Origin of the sequence: Nonomuraea sp. 10N515B (assembly GCF_052245915.1) — a bacterium.
GTDB lineage: Bacteria > Actinomycetota > Actinomycetes > Streptosporangiales > Streptosporangiaceae > Nonomuraea.
Genome location: NZ_JBQQBQ010000057.1, coordinates 12683 through 27894, shown reverse-complemented (window position 1 = coordinate 27894; position 15212 = coordinate 12683). Strand labels below are relative to the sequence as shown.

The window sequence follows — 15212 nt, the reverse complement described above, 5'->3', positions numbered from 1 at the left end:
GTCCTCCATCTTCGGCCGGGACCGAAAGGCCCGTTGGCAGGAGATCTGTGGCACCCATGAGAATATCGGTATGGACCGAAAGTACGTCAATGCCTCTCAGAGGTCCTAACAGAAAGATCAGTGGACGAGGCGTCGCCAGCAGATGATCGCTGCGGTGAGAGTCATGAAGGCTTCGTGGATGTCGTCGCGGATCTCCCAGCGGATGCGCAGGCGGCGGAACCAGTGCAGGAGCGCGATCGTCCTCTCGACCACCCACCGATGAACGCCCAGGCCGGAGCCGTGTGGGGTGCCACGCCGGGCGATGATGGGCTTGATGCCGACCGACGTCGTGGCCTTCTACGTCAACGCCCAGAAGTTCGCCGGGTTCGAGGTGCGCGGGCCGCAGGTGCCGGGCGGCAGCACCTGCCCGACCTCACCGACCCAGACGTGCGCGCCGGTTACCGGTACGGCTTCGGCGTACGCGGCGACGCCGGGCCCGCGCCGCTGCTGCTGGACGCGGTGGAGGGGAGGAGCATTTCGTAGAACGGCGGGCCGGGCCGTTGACAATTACGGTCCGGCCCGTTATGCCCTTGCTATGCGCATCCTCTCCGTCGTGCTGTCCACCTTCTTAGCCGCCTCGCCGGTCCAGGGGACCGTCACCGACTTCGGCGTCCAGTCCGCCGCGCTCACCGTCCACGAGGGCCACTTCGGCACCGGCCAGGACGGCCGGCCCGCGGTCTTCGCCATCCAGATGGGCACCCCCGGCGTCGTGGCCGAGGTGGACCCGGTGACCCGCGAGCTGCGTGACACCGTGCCCCTGCCCGGCTCGTCGGGCGGCTGGGGCATCACCCAGACCGCCGACGGCACCGTCTACGCTGGCACCTATCCCAACGGCCACCTCTACTCTTTCAAGCCCGGCGCCGACGTCGCGACCGACCTCGGCCAGGTGGTGCCCGGCGAGACGTACGCCTACGGCCTGCAGGCCGGGGCGGACGGCACCGTCTACGGCGGCACCTACCCCGGGGCGCACGCCTTCTCCTACGCGCCGTCGGCCGGCTTCCGCGACCTGGGCGCGATGTTCCCCGGCCAGCAGTACACCGTGGACGTCGCCGTCGACACCGACCGGCAGCTGCTGTGGGCGGCCATCGGCTCGGCTGGCCACCTGATCAGGCTGGACCTGGCCACCGGCGAGAAGCGCGACATCTGGCCCGAGGCCCTGCGCGGCGACGCCAGCTACCCCTACGACATCAACCTCGTGGCCGGCAAGCTCTTCGTCAAACGCAGCAAGAACCAGGCGCTCGTGCTCGACCCGGACACCGGGGCCGTGCTGGCCGACGGGTTCACCATGAACTCGCGCGGCACCACCAAGACCGCCGCCGGCGGCTACGTCTACTTCACCTCCAGCGGCGCGCTGTGGCGTTACGACCTGGCCGCCGACCGGCCCGAGCCGGTGCCCGGCCCGGTGAACGCGGGCGGCCCCGCGGTCGGCTGGGGCTTCGTCGACGGCAAGCTCTACGCCGCGATCGGCAACTATGGCGGCGACGCCTTCTCCTACGACCCGGCCACCGGCGCCGCCGAGCGCTTCAAGCTGCCCTTCCCGCACCAGCCCATCGACATCGCCAACATCACGGCGGGGCCGGACGGCAGGATCTACACCAACCTGTTCATCAACGGCAACCTCGCCGTCCTGGACCCGGCCACCGGCACGGTCACCCAGCTCGGCCGGACCGGGCAGACCGACGGGTGGTTCTGGAAGGACGGCAAGCTCTACCTCGGCGTCTACCCCAACGGCTCGATCATGCACTACGACCCGGCGCAGCCCTTCGTGTCGGGCACGAACCCGCGCGAGCTGTTCCGCCTGATCGGCGACGGCCAGAACCGCCCCGTGGCGTTCGCCTCCTCCGGCAGCAAGGTCTACATCGGCAGCACCCCCGACTACGGCCTGTGGGGCGGCGCGCTCACCGTCTACGACGAGACCACCCGCACCCACACCGTCCTGCGCGCGCCCGTCACCGACCAGGGCGTCACGTCCCTGGTCGTCCTGGGCGGCACGCTGTGGGGCGGCACGTCGATCAACGGCGGCGGCGGCACCACACCGAGGGCGACCGAGGCAAAGCTGTTCACCTACGACCTGGCCACCGGCGCCAAGCGCTCTGAGTACACCCCCGTCCCGGGCGCGCGGACGATCACCTCGCTGATCGAGGGGCCGGACGGCCTGCTGTGGGGCCTGGCCGACGGCACGCTCTTCCTCGCCGACCCGGCCACCGGTGAGGTGGTACGACGGGTGAAGCTGAGCACCGGCTCGGGCAGCGTGCCCGACGAACTGCACCTCAACGCGGACGAGCACGTCTACGCCGCGCTGGACGGGAAGCTGCTGCGGATCGACCCGCTGTCGAAGGAGGTCACGGTGGCGATGGAGTCGGGCGTTCACCGGAGTGCGCAGGACGGGGCCGGTAACGTCTGGTTCCGCAGTGGCACGAAGGACGCCGACGGTGCCATCCAGGGTGGTGCTCGGCTGCTGCGTTACACGCCGCCTGTCGATGCCTGTCCGCGTTCGGACTTGTCGCCGACGGTCACGATCAAGGATCGGGACAGCGGGGTCGCCAACCGGTACCGGGCCGATGGGTGCACGGTCGAGGATCTCATCGAGGACGAGAAGTATTCCGGTGGGCAGCTGGTTACCCATGTGGCCAGGAAGAGTGCGGAGCTGGCGGCTTCTGGGCTGATCACGGCTCGGGAGGCGGGGCGGATCATCGCAGCAGTCCGCTAGCCGCCACCTCGACACCAGCCACCCGCTGACCGTCACCCGCTGGCCGCCGCCCCGCTGGCCGTCATCGGGTGGCGGTCACCGGCGGTTGGTCGTCATCGGGTGGCGGTCACCCGACAGCTGGCCACCCCGCCGGGCCCGGGCCTTAGCAGGCAAGGCGACCATCGGCCGACCTCCGATCACGCACGGCCCGGCCCCTGCCAGGCCTCATGAACGGATCTTCGGCGTTATGGTTAGCGTTCGCTAGCCTGTCCGGCCCCTACCAGGCCGGGCAAGCCGGCACTGCGCATAATCCAGCACTGCGCATAATCCAGCACTGCGCATAATCCAGCACTGCGCATAATCCAGCACTGCGCATAATCCAGCACTGCGCATAATCCAGCACTGCGCATAATCCAGCACTGCGCATAGGGCGGCGTAATCTCGCCGCTCTTGCTGAACGTCGCACTTCACGGGCTAGAGGAAGCCGCAGGAGTCCGCTACTCGAAAGAGACGACGCGACTCGGACAGGCCAGCCCGGCAGTGATCAGATATGCCGACGACCTGGTCGCCTGCTGCTTCTCGAAGCAGCAGGCCGAACAGGTCAAGGCACGGCTCGCCGCATGGCTGAAACCCCGGGACTGACCTTCAACAAGGACAAGACGCGCATCGTCCATGCCTCGGAAGGTGTTCGATTTTCTGGGGATGAACGTCCGCCGCTACGCGGTCGGCAAGCTACTGATCAAACCGAGCAAGGCAGCCATCAAGAGGATCCGGGAACGGCTCGCCAAGGAACTGCGCTCTCTGCGCGGGGCCAACTCGACGAGGGTGATCGCTCGGCTCAACCCCATCATCAGGGGCTGGGCCGCCTACTACCGGACGGTGGTCTCGGCCAAGGTGTTCAAATCCTTGGACCACTACCTGTGGATGCTCACCTACCGGTGGGCGCTTCGAACCCACCGCAACAGGCCACCCCGCTGGATCGTTGATCGGCACTACGGAAGATTCACCAAGTTCCGCAACGACCGCTGGGTTTTCGGCAACCCCGAAACGGGTGCCTACCTGCTGAAATTCTCTTGGACAAAGATCGAACGACACACCATGGTCAGAGGGCGGGCGTCCCCAGACGACCCCACTCTGGACGACTACTGGACTGCGCGGCGCCGACGGGTGAAACCCCCGCTCGACGCCTACACCATCAGGGTGTTCGACCGGCAAGACGCGCGCTGCGTGCTCTGGATGTCACGGACCCCGCTCGGCATCGCGATCCCGCTCGCTCCACAGCGGCCGCCGACCCTGGCCGTACCCGAACTCCGGCCTCTCATCGCTCATTGTCCACACCGTGAGCGAACCGCGGCTTCGCGTCGCGGGGACCGGCATCAATGCAGGTCAGCGAAATCCGACCAAAATTTCCCAGGACTACAGGAACCCGGTCCATGTCGCCGGCCTGGCCGTGACCGGGCCGGCCGGCAGGGGCTGAGCCGGCACCCCGGATCCCGGCACGGCGAAGACCGCCGGACCGGACAGGGCGGGGGAGTGATCCAGTCCCGGCAGCGTCCAGACCGGCCAGGGCCTCGCTCCGGGTAAAGAGCGATGATCGCCGTGGCCGAAGCCGTCAGCGCGGCGGCTTACCGCGCAGCAGCGGATGCGACCGCATCGCCACCTCCAGCTCGCCTGGCAGCTCGTCACGGTAACGCCCCAGCGTCGACAGATCGCTGTGCCCCAGCACCCGCCGCACCGCGTCCATGTCCACCGCATCGGCCAGCAAATGCGTCGCCGTCGTATGCCGCAACCCATGCGGCGTCACCGACCGCCGCCGATCCGCATCCACCCGCGCCTGCACCCGATCGATCACCGCCTGCACGTCGCCCCGCGCCAGCCGCCGCCCCCGCCACGACAACAGCAACGCCTTGTCCGGCACCGGCGGCCGCCCCCGCTCCAGATACACCTGCAGGACCCGCGCCACGTCATCCGGCAACGGCACATCCCGCGTACGCCCGCCCTTGCCGAAGATCCGCCAATAGCGCACCCCGTCGTTGGTGAAGAAGTCCTCCACGTTGGCCCGCACCAGCTCCGACACCCGCGGCCCCACCGTCGACAACAACAACACGATCAGCCCGTCACGCAACTCCGTGCGCTGATCACGCCGTTTGCCCGCCGCCGGCGGCTCAGCCGGCAACGCACGCGCCGCCCCGATCAGCCCCTGCGCCTGCTCCCGCGTCAACGCCCGCCGATGCGGCCGCAACCCGCCCCGTTCCTTGGCCGTCACCGTCGAGGCCGTCATCGGGTTGATCTGCACCCACCCGGCCAGCGTCGCATGCTGGAACAACGCCGAGATCGACCGCCGGAACCGCGCCTGCGACGACGCCGATTGCCCCGAGGTGGTCTGTCCCGAGGCCGGCGGTCCTGCCGCCGCTTGCCTGGCGGTCCCGTCCGCCTGCGGGTCTCCGGCGGATCCCGGCCCGGACCGGGATCCGGCGCGCCCGCCCGCCGCCGGACCGCCCGCCGACCGCGCACGCGCCGAGCGCCCGTCCGGCTTGCGCGCGAACGCCAGCAACACCGCGTCGACGTCCTCGCCCGTCAGATCGTCCAGCACGACCCCGGCACCGGCCAGCTCCACCAGCGTCGCCACATCCCGCGCATAGACCTCCGCCGTCGACGGCGACAGCGCTCCCGTCAACGTCCTGGCCCGCACCAGCTCCACATAACGATCCGCCGCCTCGGCCACCGTCAACCGCTCGAGCTCCGCAGGCCGCACCCCCGGCCACCCCCTCCGCCTCGCCACCAACCCGGCCACGACGGTAGCGGCCTGCACCGACAAAAAAGCCACCCCGGCAATCAAGCAACCTCATCCGGTAGCCGGCGTCCTCGGGTAGCCGGCGTCCTCGGGCGTCCTTGGGTAGGCGGCGTCCTCGGAGGAGCAGGGTCAGATGTCGCGGAACGTCTCGATCCGCGCCCCCAACGCGTTCAGCCGCTCCGCCAGATCCTCATACCCCCGGTTGATCACGTACACGTTCCGCAGCACCGACGTGCCCTCGCCCGCCATCATCGCCAGCAGCACCACCACCGCCGGCCGCAGCGCCGGCGGGCACATCATCTCCGCACTGCGCCACCGCGTCGGCCCCTCCACCAGCACCCGATGCGGATCCAGCAACTTCACCGACGCCCCCAGCCGCGTCAGCTCCGTCAGATAGATCGCCCGGTTGTCATACACCCAGTCGTGGATCAACGTCGACCCCTGTGCCGCCGCCGCGATCGCCGCGAAGAACGGCACATTGTCGATGTTCAGCCCCGGGAACGGCATCGGATGAATCTTGTCGATGGGGGAGACCAGCTTCGATGGCCGCACCGTCAAATCCACCAGCCGGGTACGCCCGTTCGCCGCCGCGTACTCCCGCCCCCGGTCGTGATCGAGCCCCATCTCCTCCAAAACCGCCAGCTCGATCTCCAGGAACTCCACCGGCACCCGGCAGATCGTCAGCTCCGACGACGTCACCACCGCCGCCGCCAGCAGACTCATCGCCTCCACCGGATCTTCAGAGGGGGAGTAGTCCACATCCCGCTCGATCACCGGCTGCCCGTACACCGTCAGCGTCGTCGTGCCGATCCCTTCCACCCGCACCCCGAGCTGCTCCAGGAAGAAACACAGATCCTGCACCATGTAATTGGACGAGGCGTTGCGGATCACGGTCACCCCGTCATGCCGCGCCGCCGCCAGCAACGCGTTCTCCGTCACCGTGTCACCCCGCTCGGTCAACACGATCGGCCGCGACGGCGACACCTCCCGATCCACCCGCGCGTGGTAGAACCCCCCGGTCGCCGTGATGTCCAGCCCGAAATGCTTCAGCGCCGACATGTGCGGCTGCACCGTCCGCGTCCCCAGATCACACCCGCCCGCGTACGGGATCTGGAACCGCTCCGTGCGGTGCATCAACGGACCCAGAAACATGATCACGCTCCGGGTACGGCGCGCCGCCTCGGTGTCCATCGCCTCCAGCTCCAGCCTCGCCGGAGGCACGATCTCCAGATCGCTGCCCTCGTTGATCCACCGCGCCCGCACCCCGATCGACGCGAGCACCTCCAGGATCCGGTACACCTCCTCGATCCGCGCCACCTTCCGCAAGATCGTCCGCCCGGAGTTCAGCAGCGACGCGCACAGCAACGCCACGCACGCGTTCTTCGACGTCTTCACATCGATGCTGCCCGACAGCCGGCGCCCGCCCACCACCCGCAGATGCATCGGACCGGCATAACCCAGCGACACGATCTCACTGTCGAGCGCCTCACCGATCCGGGCGATCATCTCAAGACTGATGTTCTGGTTACCGCGCTCGATCCGGTTCACCGCACTCTGCGACGTCGCCAGCGCATCCGCCAGCTGCAGCTGTGTCCAACCCCGATGCTGCCGCGCATCCCGAATCAGCCGGCCGATCCGCACAAGATAATCATCTGCCACAACAGCAGACCATATCTCACATATGAGATTCACCCGCGACCGCGGGGGCCGACGCGCCGGACAACTCCCGATGACGCGCCAGATACGCCGGAGTCGCCACCGGCCGCTCCTTGTGCACGAACGCCCGCCGCGCCGCCCGGAACCCGCTGCGGTCGTCGAACATGTCCCGGCTCATCTCCGCCAGCTCCTCAGCCCGGTAGGCATCCAGCGGCTTACGCCGCTCCTCAGCCTCCCGCGCCTGCCGCCGCCCCGCCAGCAGCCGATCATACGACGGATCCACCGCCAGCCGCTCGGCATACTCCAGCACCCGCCGCTCGAACTCCAGCCGCGACCCGCCCAGCATGCGATCGGCCAGCCCCAGCTCCACCGCCTCCGCCGCCCCGATCGGCAACGCCTCCTGTGTCAACCGCAGCGCCTGCTCCGCCCCCACCCGCCGCGGCAGCACATACGTCCACAACTCACTGCCGAACAACCCCATCGTCCGGTAATGCGGATTCAGCACCACCGCATCCCGTACCACCACCCGATCGGCGCCCAGCCCCATCATCACCCCGCCGGCACCCGCGTTACCGCCGATCGACGTCACCACCAGCTGCCGCGTACACCCCACGATCTCCCGGCACACCGCGTTGATCGCGTTGATGTTCATCCACGCCTCCAGCTCCGGATGCCGCGCCGCCTCGATCACGTTCAGATGAACGCCGTTGGAGAACACCTCCCCACCCCGCACCACCAGCACCCGCGTATCCTGTGCCGCCGCATACCGCAGCGCCGCCGCCAGCCGCCGGCACTGCTCCGTCGACATCGCCCCGTTGTAGAAGTCGAAACTCACCACCCCCACACCGTCACTGCGGTCATAGGTGATCTCGCTGTACCCCGGCCGCTCCGGCACCCCCGCCACCAGCTCGCCCAGCGCCATCGCGGCCGGCAACTTCACCGCGCCCTCCCGCTCCAGCCGCACATGCCCCACCCACACCGTCCCATCCCCGGTGTGCACGAGCACCGCGCCCTCACGCCGCGCCGCCACCCGCCCCGGCTCCCCGGCCAGCTCCGGACCCCGATACACGTCGAACACCCGCACCGGCAGATCACACAACACCGCCCGGCCGCCCGGAGACCCATCGGCCGCCCGCACCCGCCGCACGATGTCCTCACCCGGCTCCTCCCACGCGAACTCCCGGTCGCCATGCCGCATCGCCCGCCGCAACCGCCCCCGGACCTCGGGGGAGCGGTAATCCAGCGGCGCCGGCCGAAACGACGGATCAGCCGCCTTGATCGCCACCTCCGCGACCAGCTCCACCGCCGCATCCGCCACCGGCCCGTTGTACAACGCCGACTTGCGCGGCGCCCCCGAGGAGTCGCCGGCCGGCATCGCGAACATCCGATACCCCCACAGCGGGCCCGCGTCCATCTCCTCCACCGCCTGCAACGCCGTCACCCCCCACTCCGGCTCGGCCTCGGCGATCGCCCAATCCAGCGACGACGGACCCCGATCCCCGGGCGGCCCCGGATGAATGATCACCGTGCGGACGTTCCGCCACACCCGCGACGGCACCCGCTCCTTCAAGAACGGGCAGATCACCAGATCCGGCTTGGCCAGCTCCACCGCCTCGGCCATCACCTCCTGCGAGAGGGCCAGTTCGACGCTCACGTCATGACCGGCCCGGCGCAGCTCCAGCCACGCGCGCTGAGTCAGGCCGTTGAAGGAGGAGCACAGCAGCAAGATACGCAACGCCAGACTTCTTTCCAGGAGAGCGGGGGAGAGGGGCAATGATCACGGGCACGCACACGGGTCTAACCTGCCACCGCAGGCCGGTCCCACCGGCCCCGGCCATTTACGGCAGTCCCATAAGGCCCATACATGCATCGATGCTGACACGAAAAACACACTGCTGCTGACACTTCGCCGCAAAAGGCTCGCCCGATCAGCCCCACTTGACCCGCTTTGCCCAAAAGATCCCCGCGGAGAGGCAGCCGGCCCGGCCGGCAAGCGGCGGTGCCGCCCTCCCCGTGGTGAGGGCACCCTGTCATGGTGATCAGACGCGGTGCCGACGGGTACGGCCAGCCCGGCCCGGGCCGGGCACGCCCGTGCAGCACCCCACAGCAGGAGCCGCAGAGCCCGGCTCGACGCGCTGCGCCAGGCCGGCGGTGAGCCGATCTTCCCGCAGAAGATCAGTACCCGCGTCACGGTGCCGCCAGAGCTCCCCACGGCGATGGAGCACGCTCCCACGATCAAGGCGGCGCCACCGGGGACCCGTGGCCGCCGTTCAGCGTTCCCCACGTCGTCGGGGTTGCCGGGGCGTTCGCCTCTAGGTCATGGCCGGTGTCCGCCTCCCGGCGTCACCAGTCCGGACTCGTACGCGTGGATCACCAGATGGACCCGCGTGGTGGCGTCGAGCTTGGTGAGCAGCCTGCTGACGTACGTCTTGACCGTCGCCGCCCCGATGAACAGCCGCTCGGCGATGTCCCCATTGGACAGCCCCTGAGCGACGAGCCGCAACACGTCGGCCTCCCTGCCGGTCAGCTCCGGCAGTTCCCGGCCGGTGGCCACGACGGGCGGCGTGACCGCGAACGCCTCGATGAGCCGGCGCGCGATCGACGGCGACAGCAGCGCGTCCCCCTCAGCGGCCACCCGCACCGCCCGCAGCAGCTCGGCCGGCGGCGTGTCCTTCAACAGGAACCCCACGGCCCCCGCCCGCAACGCCCCGAAGACGTATTCATCCAGCCCGAACGTCGTCAGCACCACGATCTTCGTCAGTGCGCACGCCGGATCACCAGTGATCCGGCGGGTCGCCTCGATACCGTCCAGCACCGGCATCCGCACGTCCATCAGCACCACGTCCGGCCGGGTGGCCCGCACCAGCCGAACCGCCTCCTCACCCTGCCCCGCCTCGCCGACGACCTCCAGATCGGGAGTGGCCGCCAGAAGGGCGACAAATCCGGCCCGTACCAGCTCCTGGTCGTCGACCACCACGACCCGCAAAGACGTCGTCATGGGCTCACCCGTTCCCTGCCGGCGGACAGCGTGGCACGGACGCTGAAGCCGCCGCCCGGCCGCGGCCCCGTCTGCAACGTCCCGTCGAACAGTGCCACGCGTTCCCCCATCCCCACCAGGCCGAACCCGCCCCGGCCCACCGGTGAACCCGGTCCATCGTCGTCGACCCGAATGTCGATGACTCCCTCAGCCGCCCGCACGCCGACCGTCACCGGGCTGCCCGGCGCGTGCTTACGGGCGTTGGTGAGTGCTTCCTGCACCACCCGGTAGACGGTCAGCCGCAGGCTCTGCGGCGCGTCCGCGACGGACGGGTCGATCTCCAGCGTGATCGGGCCGTGGGAGGCCCGGTGCACCGAGGCCAGCAACTCCAGCTCCGCCAGCCCCGGCGCCGGCGCGAGGCTGGCCGCCGCCGTCGTGTCCGGCTGCAGCAGGTGCAGCATGCGGCGCAGATCGTCCATGGCGGTATGCGCCGCGTCCTCGATGGCCGTGAGCGCGGGCGCCACCCGCTCCGGATGGGACGTGATGAGGTGCCCGGCGACACCGGACTGGACGGCGATGACCGACAACGTGTGCGAGACCACGTCGTGCAGCTCCCGCGCGATGCGCAGCCGCTCCTCCACGACGGCCCGTTCGGCCTCCCTGGCCCGCCGCCACTCGGCCTCCAGCGCCAGCTCGACCGCGTCGTCCCTGGCCAGCCGCCGGTGCCTGGCATACCGGCCGAGCGCCCACACGACGGTGACGGCGGCCACGGTGACCAGGGCGAGCGGATGGTCGAAGTACGGGGCACGCAGCAGGGCCAGCACGCCCATCCCGGCATAGACCAGGGCCAGGCCCGCCACCGCGACCGGACCTCGCCGTCCGGCCGCGACCGTGTACAGCGCGATCAGCATGCACAACGACGTCAGCCCGCCGTTCCAGCCGAGCGCCGCGATCGTGAAAGCCGACACCACCACCACGCCCAGCACACCCATCGGGAAGCGGCGCCGCAGCGTCAGCGGCAGCCCCGCACCCAGCGCGCCCAGCACCAGCCACGCACCGGGCTCGGGATAGGTGTAGGTGTCGGTCGGATCCTTCGTGAGCACGCTCGCCACCGCCACCGCGGCCACCGCCAGCCCGAGCAGCAGGTCGAGCAGCCCCTCCCGCCGACCGGGAACGGCAGCGCCATCGTGGCGGGGACGGGCCGGCCCATCCAGCTCGGGGGACGGCACGCGCAGCAGGCCGAGCATGCGCCGCAGATCCTCCAGCGCGGCCCGGCCGGCCTCCTCGATCGCCGACAACGCCGGCCCCGCCTGATCCGGCCGCTCGCCGGCCAGGTGCCGGGCGACGGCGGACTGCACGGTGATGACCGACAGCGTGTGGGAGACGATGTCGTGCAGGTCGCCGACGATCCGCAGCCGTTCGGTGAAGACCGCCTGCTCCACCGCCAGCGCCCGGCTCCGCTCGGCCTCCACCGCCTGCGCCAGCGCCTCCTGCCGGCCGAGCCGCCAGCGGCGCACGCAAAAGCCCAGCGCCCAGGCCACCACGAAGAACCCGGACTCGGGCACGGTCGCCGCCGACCACAGGCCCGGCGACCGCACCACCATGACCCCGATCGCCGCCGCGTATGCGGCCACCAGGCACGCAAGCGACACCGGCACGGGACGCCAGGCGGCCACCGCGTACAGGGCGAACAACACGCACACGCCGATCAGCCCCGGATCCAGCCCGTGCCACTCGAAGAAGGTGTTGGCCGCGAGCGTGACGGCGTACACGGCCACCGGCCACCGCCTGCGCACCGCGAGCACCAGCCCCGCCGCCAGTGCCGTCACCACCATCGCGGCATCCGGCTCGGGCTGCGGGAAAGCCGACGCCGGATCGAAGGTGAAGACATCGCTGACGGTCAGGGCGGCCAGGGCCAGCGCGAGCAGCAGGTCCAGCAACCGCTCCCGCAGCGGCAGCGCCTCCGCCTGCCGCCCGCCCGCCGCCGCACCCATGATCGCAGGGTACGGCCCGGCGGCCGGCCACGATACCGCCGAGCGGGGGACGCCTCCTTCCCCCGCACGACGGTAGGCGCCCCGCAGATCCGCCGCCTGGGGGAACCCGCCGATCAGCCGGCAGGCCGCTGACCGGCACGCCGCCGCAGCGCACTCTGGCTGACGACGCCACCAACCCCCGGAGGAAACCGATGCCCACGACCTCGTACGACGCGCAAGCCCCATCAAGCCGCGTCCTCACCCCTCACTTCGCCGTCATCGCCGGCGGCCTCATCGGCGCGACCGGCGCGGCCGCCTACATCTCCAGCCTCTTCCTGCTGTCCGACCTCAGCGGCCGCGAAGCCGTCCGCAGCCCGCTGTGCGTGACCGCCAACGTGCTGATCACGATCGGCTTCATCACGCTGGCCCTGGCCCTGCCCGCGCTCACCGGCCCCGCCAAGATGCCCCGCTGGGTCACGGTCACCGCAGGTCTGGGCTGCGCGTTTCTCGCCGCGGCCGCGTGGGCGATGGCGACGTTCGGCGCCGACGTCGCCGGCACCGTCACCGACGCCCAGTGGGACAGCCCCGGCCTGCTGGCCCTCGCGGGCCTGATCCCCAAGATGGTGCTCTGCGGGCTCGGCTTCGCCGCGCTCGCCGTCGCCGGCTGGAAAGGCCGCGGCATCTCGCGAGGGGCGTGCGTCCTGCTCATCCTCGCCGCGCTGGCCGCCATACTGCTCCCGCCGCACCAGCCCGCCGCCCTCCTCGGCGGCCTGGCCCTGGCCTGGGCCGCCAGGTCCGCCTGATCCCGCCACCTGCACGAGTCCGTACACGACACAAGGCCGGCATGGTCACCCCAGCTGTTCCAGGCGCCCTCACCGTCGCCTTGGCCGCCACGGCCGCCCTCGCCACCGTTTCCGACGGTACGTGCGGTGGGGACAGACCTCGCATGGACGACATGTGGGATGTGGCGATCGTGGGAGCGGGACCGGCGGGCTCGGCGGCGGCGCTGCGGGCCGCGCAACTACGCCCGGAACTGCGCGTGCTCCTGCTGGACAGAGCCGGCTTCCCCCGCGACAAGCCGTGCGGCGACGGCATCGCCGCCCACGGACGCGACGAACTGGCCCTGCTCGGGCTGCCCGCGCTCATCGACGACTACCGGCCCACCCCCCGCCTGACCGTGGTCTCGCCGGGCGGGGTGCGGGTCTCCGCCGAGGCCGCACGGCCCAATCACGTGGTGCCGCGCCGGGTGTTCGACGCCCGCCTGGTGGCCGCCGCACGGGCCAGGGGAGTCGAGGTACGCCGCCACCGCGTCAAGGATCTCGCCCTCGACGGGACCGGCGTGGTCATCGACGGGCGGCTGCGCGCCCGTACGGTGGTGGCCGCCGACGGAGCCGGCTCGGTCGTGCGCCGCCTGATCGGCCTGGCCGCCCCCGCCGACCAGCACACCGCCATCGCCGTCCGCGGCTACGCCGACGTGCCCGAGGACGACGATGTCCAGCTCATCGCCATGCAAAAGGCGGGCTGGCCGGCGTACGCGTGGTCGTTCCCCATCGGCGACGGCACCGCGAACGTCGGCTTCGGCATGCTGCTGCCCCGGCTGCGCGCGGCAGGGGCGCCCGGACGTCAGGTGCTGCACGGCAGGCTCGCCGAACTGCTGCCCGACCGGCCCGCCCGCGACCTGCGCGCCCACCACCTGCCACTCTCGACCGGCCGGCCGGCGCCCGGCGCCGGCCGGGTCCTGCTCGCCGGCGACGCCGCGGGGCTGATCAACCCGCTCACCGGCGAGGGCATCTACTACGCGCTGCTGTCCGGGCGGCTGGCGGCCGAGGCGGCCGTGGAGTCGCCGGGCGATCCACTGACCCGGTACCGGGACAAGCTGCGCGGGGCGCTCGGACGGCACCTGCGCACCACCGACGCGCTGGCCCGGCTGGCCCAGTACCCCGGTTTCATCGACGCGGCGATCGAGACCGCCGCGCGCCGCAAGGAGGTGTTCGACCTGCTGGTGGACGTGGGGCTCGGGGCCGGGACCGTGCCCGCGCCGCTCGCGCTGGCCGTAGGGATGCGGTGGCTGTACAGATCCCTGGGCCGATCCCTGCGCGCCGGGCGGTGAACGGGGCGTGAGGCCAGGCGGGTCACGCGGTGAGCGAGGCGCCACCGGCGACCAGGAGGACCACATCCACGGCCGCCACGGCGACGGCGGTGACGAACGGCACCCGTGCGGACCTGGCGGCCAGCAGCAATCCCGTGGCCGCCAGAGCCGAGGCGGCGGCCACGGCCAGCCAGCCCGCCACGCCGGCGGCGGCGGCGCCTGCGGGGCCGAAGACGAGCAGGCAGGTGGCGGCCAGCAGCGGCACCGGCACCAGGAGCCGCACGCGGGTGGCGCCCATGCGCTGCGGCCAGCCGCGCACACCGCTGTCCAGGTCGCCCGCGATGTCCGGCAGCACGTTGGCCAGGTGCGCGCCCACACCGAGCAGCGCGGCGGCCGCGACCGCCCACCATGCCGGCCACGGCTCACCCGGCAGGCCCAGCGTCACGAAGGCCGGCAGCACGCCGAATCCCACGGCGTACGGTGCCCACGACAGGAGGGTCGCCTTCAGCCCGACGTCGTACCCCCAGGCCGCCAGCACCCCCACGAGGTGCAGCCCGCCCGCCCACCAGCCGGAGGCCAGCGACAACGGCACGCAGCAGGCCAGGGCCAGGGCAGCGGCGATCCAGACGGCACGCACGCTCACCGCGCCGCTCGCGACGGGCTTGCCCACGCGCCCGGCCGCCGCGTCCCGCCCGGCGTCGATCGCGTCGTTGCACCAGCCGATCGACAGCTGGCCCGCCAGCACGGCCGCACCCGCCAGCACGCACCCGGCCGCGTCGCGCCCCGTGGCCACGGCCAGCGCGGTGACCAGAGCGGTCACGGCCGCGGTCGGGCCGGGATGGCACGCGCGCGCCAGCCCGGCGGCCAGCCGCCCCAGCCCAACGACGACGGCGGCGGCCGCAGGGCCGGGGCCGGGGCCGGGGTCGGTCACACAGTGATCGTAGACCGGGCGATCGCCGCCGAGAATTCCCACGCCCCATGCGTGGCTTAAATGA

The 15212-nt window shown here is 71.2% G+C and carries 10 protein-coding genes and 2 pseudogenes; 5 read left to right on the top strand and 7 right to left on the bottom strand.

Going from position 1 to position 15212, the window contains the following annotated elements:
* Nucleotides 1-117: 117 nt before the first annotated feature.
* A pseudogene (locus tag ACTWQA_RS46850) lies at nt 118-318 on the bottom strand (transposase); the annotation flags it as partial.
* Between ACTWQA_RS46850 and ACTWQA_RS46845 the strand changes: the two are divergent.
* The 3 genes and pseudogenes from ACTWQA_RS46845 to ACTWQA_RS46835 form a co-directional block, all read left to right on the top strand.
* Nucleotides 314-2749, top strand: a complete 2436-nt coding sequence (locus ACTWQA_RS46845) for a hypothetical protein (RefSeq protein ID WP_443165321.1) — start codon at nt 314-316, stop codon at nt 2747-2749. The pseudogene ACTWQA_RS46850 and the gene ACTWQA_RS46845 overlap by 5 nt on opposite strands.
* 429 nt (nt 2750-3178) lie before the next feature.
* Nucleotides 3179-3370, top strand: a complete 192-nt coding sequence (locus tag ACTWQA_RS46840) for a hypothetical protein (RefSeq protein ID WP_443165320.1) — start codon at nt 3179-3181, stop codon at nt 3368-3370.
* A 30-nt stretch (nt 3371-3400) separates the two neighbouring features.
* Nucleotides 3401-3709: pseudogene (locus tag ACTWQA_RS46835) on the top strand (group II intron maturase-specific domain-containing protein); the annotation flags it as partial.
* Nucleotides 3710-4340: 631 nt separating this feature from the next.
* Here ACTWQA_RS46835 and ACTWQA_RS46830 read toward each other — a convergent pair.
* The 5 genes from ACTWQA_RS46830 to ACTWQA_RS46810 form a co-directional block, all read right to left on the bottom strand.
* Nucleotides 4341-5483 carry a tyrosine-type recombinase/integrase gene (locus ACTWQA_RS46830; protein WP_443165319.1) on the bottom strand — a complete coding sequence of 381 codons (1143 nt, stop codon included), beginning with the start codon at nt 5481-5483 and terminating at the stop codon, nt 4341-4343.
* 168 nt (nt 5484-5651) lie between these two features.
* Nucleotides 5652-7181, bottom strand: coding sequence for a helix-turn-helix domain-containing protein (locus tag ACTWQA_RS46825; protein WP_443165318.1), 1530 nt, complete (start codon nt 7179-7181; stop codon nt 5652-5654).
* 16 nt (nt 7182-7197) lie between these two features.
* The gene (locus ACTWQA_RS46820; RefSeq protein ID WP_443165317.1) at nt 7198-8913 is read right to left on the bottom strand and encodes an enoyl-CoA hydratase-related protein; all 1716 of its coding nucleotides are present in this window, start codon (nt 8911-8913) and stop codon (nt 7198-7200) included.
* Nucleotides 8914-9495: 582 nt separating this feature from the next.
* Entirely contained in the window at nt 9496-10176 is a 681-nt protein-coding gene (locus ACTWQA_RS46815) for a response regulator (protein ID WP_443165316.1), read from the bottom strand.
* A complete protein-coding gene (locus ACTWQA_RS46810; protein ID WP_443165315.1) occupies nt 10173-12149 on the bottom strand; it encodes a sensor histidine kinase in 1977 nt (658 codons plus the stop codon). The genes ACTWQA_RS46815 and ACTWQA_RS46810 overlap by 4 nt, the downstream gene beginning before the upstream one ends.
* 191 nt (nt 12150-12340) lie before the next feature.
* On the opposite strand from ACTWQA_RS46810, the gene ACTWQA_RS46805 reads away from it, so the two are divergent.
* Nucleotides 12341-12931, top strand: coding sequence for a hypothetical protein (locus tag ACTWQA_RS46805; RefSeq protein WP_443165314.1), 591 nt, complete (start codon nt 12341-12343; stop codon nt 12929-12931).
* 41 nt (nt 12932-12972) lie between these two features.
* Nucleotides 12973-14238 carry an NAD(P)/FAD-dependent oxidoreductase gene (locus tag ACTWQA_RS46800; protein ID WP_443165313.1) on the top strand — a complete coding sequence of 422 codons (1266 nt, stop codon included), beginning with the start codon at nt 12973-12975 and terminating at the stop codon, nt 14236-14238.
* A gap of 22 nt (nt 14239-14260) precedes the next feature.
* On the opposite strand, the gene ACTWQA_RS46795 is transcribed toward ACTWQA_RS46800, so the two are convergent.
* Complete coding sequence (locus tag ACTWQA_RS46795; RefSeq protein ID WP_443165312.1) at nt 14261-15148, bottom strand: UbiA family prenyltransferase; 888 nt, start codon at nt 15146-15148, stop codon at nt 14261-14263.
* Nucleotides 15149-15212 lie beyond the last annotated feature (64 nt).